The sequence below is a fragment of the Methanobrevibacter sp. genome (assembly GCF_036307625.1).
Classification (GTDB): Archaea; Methanobacteriota; Methanobacteria; order Methanobacteriales; family Methanobacteriaceae; genus Methanocatella.
The window spans coordinates 1-9,645 of sequence record NZ_JAXJXF010000062.1; the positions used below are offsets into that span (position 1 = coordinate 1).

The following is a 9,645-nucleotide window of genomic DNA, read 5'->3' on the forward strand; positions in this document are numbered from 1 at the left end:
AGAAGAGGATTCTTTGTAAGCAAAAAGAGATATGCCGTAATCGAAGATGGGGAAATTATAGCAAAAGGTTTGGAATTGGTTAGAAGAGACTGGGCACCTATCGTTAAAAACACCCAAGAGGCAGTTTTAATGGCTATTTTAAAGGAAGGAAATTCTGATAAAGCCATTAAAGAAGTTAAAAAAGTATTTAAAAGAATTAAAAATGGGGATGTGGACAATAAAGAACTGATTATACATACCCAAATCACCAAACCACTTGACCAGTACAAACAAGTCGGACCTCATGTCGTTGCTGCAAAAAAAATTGAAGAACATGGCGTTAAAGTTACACGAGGCACAATTGTACAGTACATAATTGTAAAAGGAAAAGGTTCCATCAGCCAACGGGCCGTTCCTTATGAATACAGTGAAGGACTTGAATATGACAAGGACTATTACATCAACAATCAGATGATACCTGCCATAGAAAGGATTATGTATTCATTCGGATACTCAAAAAAAGACCTGCAGGACATGGCACGTGGTGAAGTCCAACAGAGTTTGGATGCATTTTTCTAAAAAAATTTATAACATATCACAACTATAAATGTAAATCATATGATTAACAATGATGAACGTGTTGTCTTTTTTGATGTAGACGGTACATTACTTGACACATCTGATTTTGCTGAAACTGCAAGAAAAGCAGCTATAGGATTAATGGTAGATAATGGACTGCCTTTAGATAAAGATGAAGCATATGGTGTTTTAAAAACCATCATTAGAGAAAAAGGATCCAATTACGGCAAACATTTTAATGTTTTAACCCAGGTTGTTTTAGGCCATGAGGATCCTATGCTTGTGGCGCTTGGAATGATTACATACCATAATGTTAAAATGGCACTTTTAAGACCATTCCCAGACACCATTGACACATTAATCTATCTTAAAAGCCAAGGTTATCGTTTAGCCGTAATCTCAAACGGCATTACAATAAAGCAATGGGAAAAATTAGTAAGGCTCAATGTGCACTCATTTTTCGATGCAGTAATCACCTCAGAAGAGGTCGGTAAAGACAAGCCAAACAGATTAATCTATGACGTTGCATTAAGAAAAATGAACGGTAACCCTGAAAAATCTGTGATGATTGGAAATAAATTTAAAGAAGATGCCTTAGGTGCTGTAAATGCAGGCATGAGCGCCATTCTTGTAAATTCAGACATTACCGAAGACGACAGGGATTACATTAAAAAAGAAAAATTAGATATTGCAATTGTTGAAAATATTGGTGATGTAAACACAATATTATAATCACCAATCAAACTTATTTTTAAAATTCAAGTTCCAAGGTCACAGGACAGTGATCGGAACCGAAAATATCATTTAAAATTTCTGCAGATTTTACATTGTCCTTGATTTCCTCATTGACATAAAAATAATCAAGCCGCCAGCCGGCATTTCTTTCGCGTGCTTTTGTACGATAACTCCACCAAGTGAAATTGTTTTCGCCTTCATCAAACATTCTGAAGGTATCAATAAAACCCGCTTTTTCAAGTTCATCCAACCATGCCCTTTCCTCAGGCAAATAACCGGATTTTCCTTCACAGTTTTTAGGATTGTAAACATCGATTGGATTGTGTGCAATGTTATAATCCCCTGTGATTACAATGTTTTTTCCCTGATTTTTCAGCTCAACAATCTGGTCCAATAATGCATTGCAGAAATCCACCTTAAAATCAAGTCTTTTTGCATTCATTCCACTGTTAGGGAAATAGATATTATATAAAATAAATTCAGGATATTCAATTCTTAAAACCCTTCCTTCACTGTCAAGCTCCTCAACACCAAGACCATTAACAACTTCAACAGGTTCAATTTTTGAATATGTTCCAACTCCGCTGTATCCTTTCTTTTCAGCTTCATTAAAATGAGATTGGAAACCTTCAACATCAGTTAATTTCTTAGGAATCTTATCTTTATCAGCTCTTACTTCCTGAAAGTTAATAATATCGGCATCAGTATTGTCAAACCAGTCCCAAAATTCATCTTTTTTAGAAACTGCCCTAATACCATTGACATTCCAAGAAACTAACTTGATTGACATTATAATTCCACTCCTTTTGTGAGAGGCACATCACGAAGCCATTTAATATCACTTTTGTAAAGCATACGAATGTCTTCAACATCATATCTAATCATTGCAAGCCTTTCAATACCCATACCGAATGCCAATGCCGGTTGGTCAATGCCCAATGGCTTTAATACTTCAGGCCTAAACATTCCTGCACCACCAAGCTCAATCCAACTGCCCTTTTCTTCAAGATAAATTTCAGATTCTGTTGACAGATATGTGTATGGGAAATAAGCCGGCCTGAATCTTACTTCAAAACCTAGTTTCTTATAGAATTCTTTTAAGGTACCCAAAAGATTTTGATAACTGATATCCGGACCGCAAACAAGTCCTTCTACCTGATGGAATTCCGGCAAGTGTTTATAATCGAATGTTTCTCTTCTGAACACCCTTCCAACAGAAAACATTTTTATTGGAGGTTCATGTTCAAACAAATGTTTTGTAGAGATTCCTGTAGTGTGAGTTCTTAAAACACTTTGACGAGCAACATCTTCACTCCAATCATATTTCCATCCAATAGAACCAGTATCTGCACCTGTCTCATGAGTTTCAGCAGTGCGTTTTACCAAATCATCATCAGGCAAATCACATGTCAAAGGATTTTTAAGATAAAATGTATCCTGCATTTCACGGGCGGCATGGTCCTGTGGTTGGAAAAGTGAATCAAAGTTCCAGAATGCAGATTCAACATATTCACCATTGTCTTCTATAAAGCCCATATTTAAGAATATTTCCCTAATTTCATCAATGATTTCCCTTAACGGGTGTTTTTTACCTGCAAAAGCAACTGGTGCTTCTGCATTAATATCATAAGGACGATATTCTAAGTTTTTCCATTCTCCTTCTTTTAATTGTTGGTGTGTTAATTGAGTAGCTTGTTCTTGAATTGTGAAACCTTCTTTCAATATAGCTTCACCTTTTGGTAAGAGTTTAAAAGAATGTGAGGTTTCTTTTTTAATATTTAAAATATTTTTCCTACCAGTCAATTTTTTAAATCCATCCCTTAAATCATCGGTGAAAAGTTTAACACCATCAGCATTGTTTTTAAGATATTCCAAAACTTTTTCATCAACACCAGCCTTATCGGCAAAATCTTTACCCATTTCAGTGATATTGATTACGCCCTTATCGATTTGCGCCCAATTTTTTTGTCGTAACCATCCAAGAGCTATACCTGTTTCTTTTTTATCAATGTCTGCTTCGGAAGCCAAATCTTTCATAGATATTTCTTTTTTTTCAGCCAAGACATCTAAAATTCTTCTTTCAGGAAGCCCATTATTTGCATATTCAAGCCCGTCATCTGTTAGTGAATATGTTTTTTTGACTTCCTTATCCACTTCAATAATGTCTTTTGAAGCAAGTGAACCTGCCGCACTCATAACAGATTTAATATCCATACCTGTGTTTTCAGCAATAGCTTCAGGAGTTGCTTCAGGATTAGATTCAAGTTCTTTTAAAAGTTTCTTTTCATAAATATGTAATTCTCTAATGGTTTTTTTAATATCCTCACTCATTTAAACACCATGATTTATAAATTGATAATATAATAATATATGTTTAAATTTACTTATAAAGATAATGTTAAAACTAAAAAAAAGTAAAATTTTTAAAAAAAAGGATTAAAAATCATCATAGGAATAATAAGCCTCGAATGCTATTAGCAACCTATAGACAATACCAATAACATAAGCAATTAATACCCTGCCTAAAACTGCTGAAAGAGCAATTAGCAATCCGATGAATATTATTAGAAATAGAATACCTCTACCAAAATGACCGTTTAAAAATTGTCCAATACCTGGTATTATAAAAGAACAAACGGCTCTCACTATCCTTTTTCCTTCCATTTTAATCAACAACTAACCAGCAATAAATAAGTATATTTAAAAAATTTATTATATTAATAGTTTGTCAATTATTCAACAGATAATCTCTGACCCAACTCATAAGCTTTTTTCAAGTCTTTCGGAAATTGAGTTTTTTCACTTTCTTCTTTCAAATCTGGATCAAACATGTTGTTTACATAAGCGGAGTATTGTTTGAATTGCTTTGTATCATAAGCATATAATGACTCACACTCGCCGAAAATAGCTGTCAAATATCCTCGCATTATAGCAAGCTGGTCTTCACCGTTAAAGTAGTCCATTTCCTTTGGAACATTCATTGTGTAAATCATTGCAGTCTTTACTTCCTTTTTAATTTTGGATACTCTGTTTCCATCTTCATCAATCAGATAGGTATCAGCTGCAAAAAGCAGCCTTTCCAAAAACGCCTGAGCATATGAAGAAATTGATCCATAATAAATTGGAGTTCCCAAAACTATCGAATCAGCATTAAGGCAAGTTTTAAGTATTTCTTTCAAATCATCTCTCCAGAAACATAATGGATTTTCAAAATTCTTCTTTAAATGACATGCAAAACAACTCATGCACCCTTTAAAATCATAACTGTACAAATCAATATATTTCACATCTGATCCATTGTCTTTTGCACCATCAACTACACTTTTGCACAATTTTGCAGTATTTCCTCTTTTTCTCGGACTTGCATTAATAACTACTACATTCATAATGTAATTTATATTTTTCATAGTTATTAATCATAGCCCCATAAGTTTTTCAATTGTTTTACTTAATTCTTCCCTTATTATTTTTACACATTCTTCAGCTTCGCTGTCCAATCTGAAAGGGTCTTTTGCAGATACTTCATATTCATTTAAAATTTCATTGACTGGAATAGTACCATCCACATCAATTCCCTTATTTTCAAGAATTTTGTTGACACATCCATTTGGACAGCCATTAACCGCAACTATTGGGTATTTTTTAAGCATTTCATTGTTTTTGCCTTCAATATCTGCAGATGTAGAACCCATACAAATTGATATTGCATTTTCATTCTCTTTTCTGCAGTCACCAACTGCAACGCGTGATACCAATCCGTTTGCACTCATTCCATTACATGGTGCTAAAGCTATTTTATCCACCATATTACCACCAATCACCTTTTCTGAGTTTAAGAACAATGCCTCTTTTACTTGCACTGTCAATCAACATTTGTTTAACCACATCCGATTTATCATTACCCCTTAATTTACTTGCTTGATTTAAAACAATGTTTAAATCATCAACATCCATCAAATTCACAGCCAAACAGAAAAATACATCCCTGTGACCATTGTCATATTTTTCTAAAAATTCATTTAAAATATCAATTTTAAGCAATTGCTCTTTGTGATATTCATCAATACCAATACTTTTAGCCTTTTGCATGTCTTTAAACTGATTTAAATGAGAAATCAATGAATCTTTCTTATCTACACCATCATAATGATTACATGGATACTCTTCACACTCAAAACAGTAAGCAATGTCCCCATGTTCAATACTGCATGGCACAAATGGACACATTAAAGCGCAATGACTCCCCTGCTGACATCCCTGACAGTTACCTCTGACAAATGAAGGACATAAACTGCAGTTAAGTCCGCATAGAGAAAATAACTTATCAACCCTTTTAAATTTTTTCACGAATAACCTCCAATAGTTATTTTATAACTCTCTTTAATATTAAAAACATCACTTTTGAAAATAACTTCTTAAAAATATTTAATTTGACTTCAGGGGCGAAATCCTTATTTACCAAATCATTTTTAAACCAAAATTCCTTATCTGCCTCAATCGGATTATTTGATAATGCCATGGCCTTCCAAACATCAAAAAATACAATATCACCCAATTTTGGACCGTGCAATTTCTTGGATCCAACATCTTTTCCAAATTTTTTAGAAATCTCATCAATGTTTTTTATGTCAGGCAAATCCTTTGCTCCGTAGGCATAAGTAATCTTATATACCTTATTTACTCCCCAATGCCTTAATGTTTCATCAATATATTTTGCAACATCCTTTTGACCTATTCCAGCCGTGGATACGACAACCAATGCTTTTTTGGTAAAAAACTCTGGTCTGTGATACAAATAAGCAGTATGATCAAAGAAATTCTTCAAAAGAGCAGTTACATTCAATGCATATACCGGACAAGCAATTATAATCCCGTCAGCTTCCTTCATCTTATCAATTATCGGTTTGATTTTATCATTATGAGGACATTTATCCTCACCTTCCACAATACAGTTATAGCAACCGTTGCATAACGGAATTTTCTCTTTCATCAAATGAATTTCTTCAAAATCTCCTTTTAAATTATTTTTTGCATATTCAACCATTTTCCAAGTGTTTTTACGCCTAGGAGACCCATTAATAATAACATATTTCATAATCATAGCTCCTTGAGTTGGCCTTCCAAAACCAGTTTTTCCTTAAATTCAAATTGCCTGTCAAAATCATCCACATCCCCTTCATCAACATCGAATACATCAGGATTATGGAATATTCCCTGCTTATTTTTCAATTTGCTTTCATCAAATATCCTAATCATGAAGAATGGACACTCATCATTTGTATCTGTTCCCTCCAAAAAGATATTGTATTTTGATGCGGATTCAAAACCGAACCTGTGATAATAGTTTTCATCCCCTATTACACAAACAAATGGAATATTTTCACTTTTTGCCAAGTCAAGCGTATAGCTAATTAATTTTGAACCCCATCCCATATTTTGATAATCATTATCAATAGCAATCGGACCTAAAACAACAGCATCAGTTTCTTCATCGCCATAGTCTATGAAACCTACAGAATAATTAATGTGACCCCTAATTTCACCATCACATTCAATAACATAAGCCAGATTTTTAATAAAGCTTTCATCATTTCTTAAATGATGTACAATATAATGTTCAAATGCTCCCGGACGATAAACATTCCAAAAGGAGTTTCTAACTAGTTTTTCCACTTTTAAAAAGTCTTTTTCAGTTTCTAATCTAATTTTCACATCATTACCTCCTTACAGAATTATATAATAAGTTAATATGTCTTTCAGACTTTTCGCACAGTTCCTTGACGAATTTCTCATCATCTTCAGGATAATTGATAATGTAATGCTCATACAAGAGAAACAGACCGTATTTATAAAACGATTCGGACAGTTGTCTTGAGTCAACATCATCCCGTATTAACTTTTTGAACTTCATCAAATCAAATAGATTAATCCAACTATCAATTGCATCATCAATAATACTTTTTTTGAGAAATTCCTTAATTTTATCGTTGTGATATGATTCAATCAGAATTATCCTTGTGATTTTGGACATCTTTTCATCCAATAGCTGTGTTGCAAATGCATTAAGTCCAGCCCGGTAAAAATAATCAAAACCAACATCCAAATTTGCGCTTGCATCCTCCAGAGGTATGTCTTCGGACAGCATCTTTTCAATGTAAAAATTTAGAATAGAATCCAAAATAGCTTCCTTACTATTATAATGATTATAAATTGAGCTTTCTTTTATTCCAACTTCACCAGCAATTTGGCGGACGGAAACACCATCATAGCCAAATTTTGAGAACAAATCAATTGAAACATCGAATATTTTATCCCTATTGTTAACCTTCATCAACTAACAGTTGTTAGTTATACAATATAAAACTAACGATTGTTAGTCTAAAAAAAGAACTTTAAAAGAAAAAAGAAAAAAAGATTATTCGAAATTGGATTTCAAATAACTTACAAAAATTGAAGCTGCAGTTAAATCTGCAGTAGTTCCAGGATTATACTTATTTTTAAATAAATAGTCATCAAATTCTGCAACCCTATCCATAAAATCATCGGAATCCTTCATTTTAAGCAAATCTCTGGTCATCAATGATATTTTAAGCGCCTCTTCATCACCATATTTTCTTGAAATCAAAGTATCCGGAACATGAGACAGTATTGTCAGAAATGTCAAAAGACAAGAATGGTTTTGGGATTTTCCTTCTTTAAGCTCATGATAGGTCGGATAGCCTATTTCAAAAACGGCAGGCATGTCTGAAGTCATTTCACGTGCAAGCATGTCCCAAGGAGCTGAAATTTTCAATACATCATACATTGTCTGATTGTTTTGCCTAAGCTCATTTTTAGCATTGTCGCTTGCAACATCATATTCATCCTGGTCACCCATTCCACCTGCATCAGCGATATTTATTGCATCATACAAATCACACGCATCATCAACTGAAGTATTTCCCATCAACAATTTAATGTTTTGGCGAATGTCATCAAATGAATCACTTATGGCAGCAGCAACAGCAATAGGCGTTATCATCATAACGATTCCCAAATTGGTATTGTTTTTTATCCACCTGTCTGTTTCACCAACAGCCTGCAGAATATATTTGCCCAATTTAGGGTTTTCAATATCAACATCAGTGCATGCTTCACGAATTGAATCCCCAATTACAATTCCACTAATTAAAAAGTCTTCAAAGACCATGTCATCATAATCACGTGTACGATGAACGTTTCCAGGCTTAGGATATCCACTAACTTCAAGTACAGAAGCTATTTGAGCAATTTTAGCAATTTCATCAGGATTCATTCTATCACATCATTCAAAAGTATATATGGTGCAAAGTTAGTGATTATTAAGTCTGCTCCAGCCCTTTTTATAGAAAGCAATGATTCAGTGATTGCGCGTTCTGTTAAAAATCCCTTTTCAATAGCAGCCATAAGCATTGCATATTCTCCACTTACGTTATATGCAACCAAAGGAAGCATGAATTCATCGCGAACCATACGAACAACATCAAGATACGGAAGTGCAGGCTTAACCATTAAAAAGTCACATCCCTCAATCACATCAAGTTCACATTCCCTAATAGCTTCAACCGCATTGGCCGGATCCATTTGGTATGATTTCCTATCTCCCGCATGAGGTGATGAGCATGCAGCTACACGGAACGGTTCATAAAATGCAGATGCGTACTTAGCGGAATATGACATAATCATTACATTTTGATATCCTTCATCATCCAAAGCCTGTCTGATTGCACCAACCCTTCCATCCATCATGTCGGAAGGCGCTACAATGTCGGCTCCGGCTTCTGCATGGGAAACCGCCACTTTAGCAATGTAAGGTAAAGTTTCATCGTTTAAAATTTCAATTCCATCATCAGTGTCATCATTTTCGACAATCATTCCGCAATGGCCATGAGAAGTGTACTGGCATAAACATACATCAGTTATGACAACAAGATTTGTTTCTTTTTTAAGTCTTCTTACAGCTTTTTGAACAATACCTGTTGCTGAATAATCAGGAGAAGCAATTTCATCCTTGGTTTCTTCTTTTGGTATTCCAAATACAATAATTGATTTTAATCCTTTTGATTCCAGCTGTTTTGCAAATTCAATTCCACTATCCAATGAATATCTGAATTCACCAGGAAGAGATGAAATTTCTTCCTTTTCATCACCCTGAAGTTCTTCCTTGAAATAAATCGGATAAATCAAATCATCCTTTTCAAGTTTAGTTTCACGAACGATGTTTCTTATTTTAGCATTTTTTCTTAATCTTCTCATTCTTGTTGTCGGAAATTCCATAATAATCACTTATTTAATTATTTCAATTTAGAATTATTTAAAATTTTTACTAAATAT

13 protein-coding genes are annotated in these 9,645 nt (G+C 33.9%); 2 read left to right on the top strand and 11 right to left on the bottom strand.

Going from position 1 to position 9,645, the window contains the following annotated elements; all coding sequences use genetic code 11:
• Together UIB65_RS03635 and UIB65_RS03640 are read left to right on the top strand one after the other, a co-directional pair.
• Window positions 1-558: DNA polymerase domain-containing protein (locus UIB65_RS03635; protein WP_330039764.1), on the top strand; the 558-nt coding region annotated here is incomplete at its 5' end.
• Between the two features lie 39 nt (window positions 559-597).
• The gene (locus tag UIB65_RS03640) at window positions 598-1,290 is read left to right on the top strand and encodes a TIGR02253 family HAD-type hydrolase (protein ID WP_330039765.1); all 693 of its coding nucleotides are present in this window, start codon (window positions 598-600) and stop codon (window positions 1,288-1,290) included.
• 19 nt (window positions 1,291-1,309) lie between these two features.
• Here UIB65_RS03640 and UIB65_RS03645 read toward each other — a convergent pair whose 3' ends face one another.
• The 11 genes from UIB65_RS03645 to hemB all read right to left on the bottom strand — a co-directional run bounded on the left by UIB65_RS03645 (window position 1,310) and on the right by hemB (window position 9,588).
• Window positions 1,310-2,083 carry an exodeoxyribonuclease III gene (locus UIB65_RS03645; protein ID WP_330039766.1) on the bottom strand — a complete coding sequence of 258 codons (774 nt, stop codon included), beginning with the start codon at window positions 2,081-2,083 and terminating at the stop codon, window positions 1,310-1,312.
• The gene (locus UIB65_RS03650; RefSeq protein ID WP_330039767.1) at window positions 2,083-3,624 is read right to left on the bottom strand and encodes a phenylalanine--tRNA ligase subunit alpha; all 1,542 of its coding nucleotides are present in this window, start codon (window positions 3,622-3,624) and stop codon (window positions 2,083-2,085) included. Before UIB65_RS03650 ends, UIB65_RS03645 begins: the two co-directional genes overlap by 1 nt.
• A gap of 105 nt (window positions 3,625-3,729) precedes the next feature.
• A complete protein-coding gene (locus UIB65_RS03655; RefSeq protein ID WP_330039768.1) occupies window positions 3,730-3,966 on the bottom strand; it encodes a hypothetical protein in 237 nt (78 codons plus the stop codon).
• 59 nt (window positions 3,967-4,025) lie between these two features.
• A complete protein-coding gene (locus tag UIB65_RS03660) occupies window positions 4,026-4,679 on the bottom strand; it encodes a flavodoxin family protein (protein WP_330039769.1) in 654 nt (217 codons plus the stop codon).
• A 30-nt stretch (window positions 4,680-4,709) separates the two neighbouring features.
• Entirely contained in the window at window positions 4,710-5,099 is a 390-nt protein-coding gene (locus UIB65_RS03665) for a putative zinc-binding protein (protein ID WP_330039770.1), read from the bottom strand.
• Between the two features lies 1 nt (window position 5,100).
• On the bottom strand, window positions 5,101-5,640 hold the full coding sequence (locus UIB65_RS03670; RefSeq protein WP_330039771.1) for a DUF3795 domain-containing protein: 540 nt from the start codon (window positions 5,638-5,640) through the stop codon (window positions 5,101-5,103).
• 16 nt (window positions 5,641-5,656) lie between these two features.
• Entirely contained in the window at window positions 5,657-6,388 is a 732-nt protein-coding gene (locus UIB65_RS03675; protein WP_330039772.1) for an NAD(P)H-dependent oxidoreductase, read from the bottom strand.
• Between the two features lie 2 nt (window positions 6,389-6,390).
• A complete protein-coding gene (locus tag UIB65_RS03680) occupies window positions 6,391-7,005 on the bottom strand; it encodes an N-acetyltransferase (RefSeq protein WP_330039773.1) in 615 nt (204 codons plus the stop codon).
• A 4-nt stretch (window positions 7,006-7,009) separates the two neighbouring features.
• Entirely contained in the window at window positions 7,010-7,624 is a 615-nt protein-coding gene (locus UIB65_RS03685; RefSeq protein ID WP_330039774.1) for a TetR/AcrR family transcriptional regulator, read from the bottom strand.
• Between the two features lie 84 nt (window positions 7,625-7,708).
• On the bottom strand, window positions 7,709-8,587 hold the full coding sequence (locus UIB65_RS03690) for a triphosphoribosyl-dephospho-CoA synthase (protein ID WP_330039775.1): 879 nt from the start codon (window positions 8,585-8,587) through the stop codon (window positions 7,709-7,711).
• Complete coding sequence (gene hemB / locus UIB65_RS03695; protein ID WP_330039776.1) at window positions 8,584-9,588, bottom strand: porphobilinogen synthase; 1,005 nt, start codon at window positions 9,586-9,588, stop codon at window positions 8,584-8,586. The genes UIB65_RS03690 and hemB overlap by 4 nt, the downstream gene beginning before the upstream one ends.
• Between the last annotated feature and the right edge of the window lie 57 nt (window positions 9,589-9,645).

Bases quoted from the DNA above. Each gene is read 5' to 3' on its own strand.
- UIB65_RS03690 (WP_330039775.1), bottom strand. From the start codon at position 8,587: ATGAATCCTGATGAAATTGCTAAAATTGCTCAAATAGCTTCTGTACTT.
- UIB65_RS03675 (WP_330039772.1), bottom strand. From the start codon at position 6,388: ATGAAATATGTTATTATTAATGGGTCTCCTAGGCGTAAAAACACTTGG.
- hemB (WP_330039776.1), bottom strand. From the start codon at position 9,588: ATGGAATTTCCGACAACAAGAATGAGAAGATTAAGAAAAAATGCTAAA.
- UIB65_RS03650 (WP_330039767.1), bottom strand. From the start codon at position 3,624: ATGAGTGAGGATATTAAAAAAACCATTAGAGAATTACATATTTATGAA.
- UIB65_RS03665 (WP_330039770.1), bottom strand. From the start codon at position 5,099: ATGGTGGATAAAATAGCTTTAGCACCATGTAATGGAATGAGTGCAAAC.
- UIB65_RS03640 (WP_330039765.1), top strand. From the start codon at position 598: ATGATTAACAATGATGAACGTGTTGTCTTTTTTGATGTAGACGGTACA.
- UIB65_RS03685 (WP_330039774.1), bottom strand. From the start codon at position 7,624: ATGAAGGTTAACAATAGGGATAAAATATTCGATGTTTCAATTGATTTG.
- UIB65_RS03660 (WP_330039769.1), bottom strand. From the start codon at position 4,679: ATGAATGTAGTAGTTATTAATGCAAGTCCGAGAAAAAGAGGAAATACT.
- UIB65_RS03645 (WP_330039766.1), bottom strand. From the start codon at position 2,083: ATGTCAATCAAGTTAGTTTCTTGGAATGTCAATGGTATTAGGGCAGTT.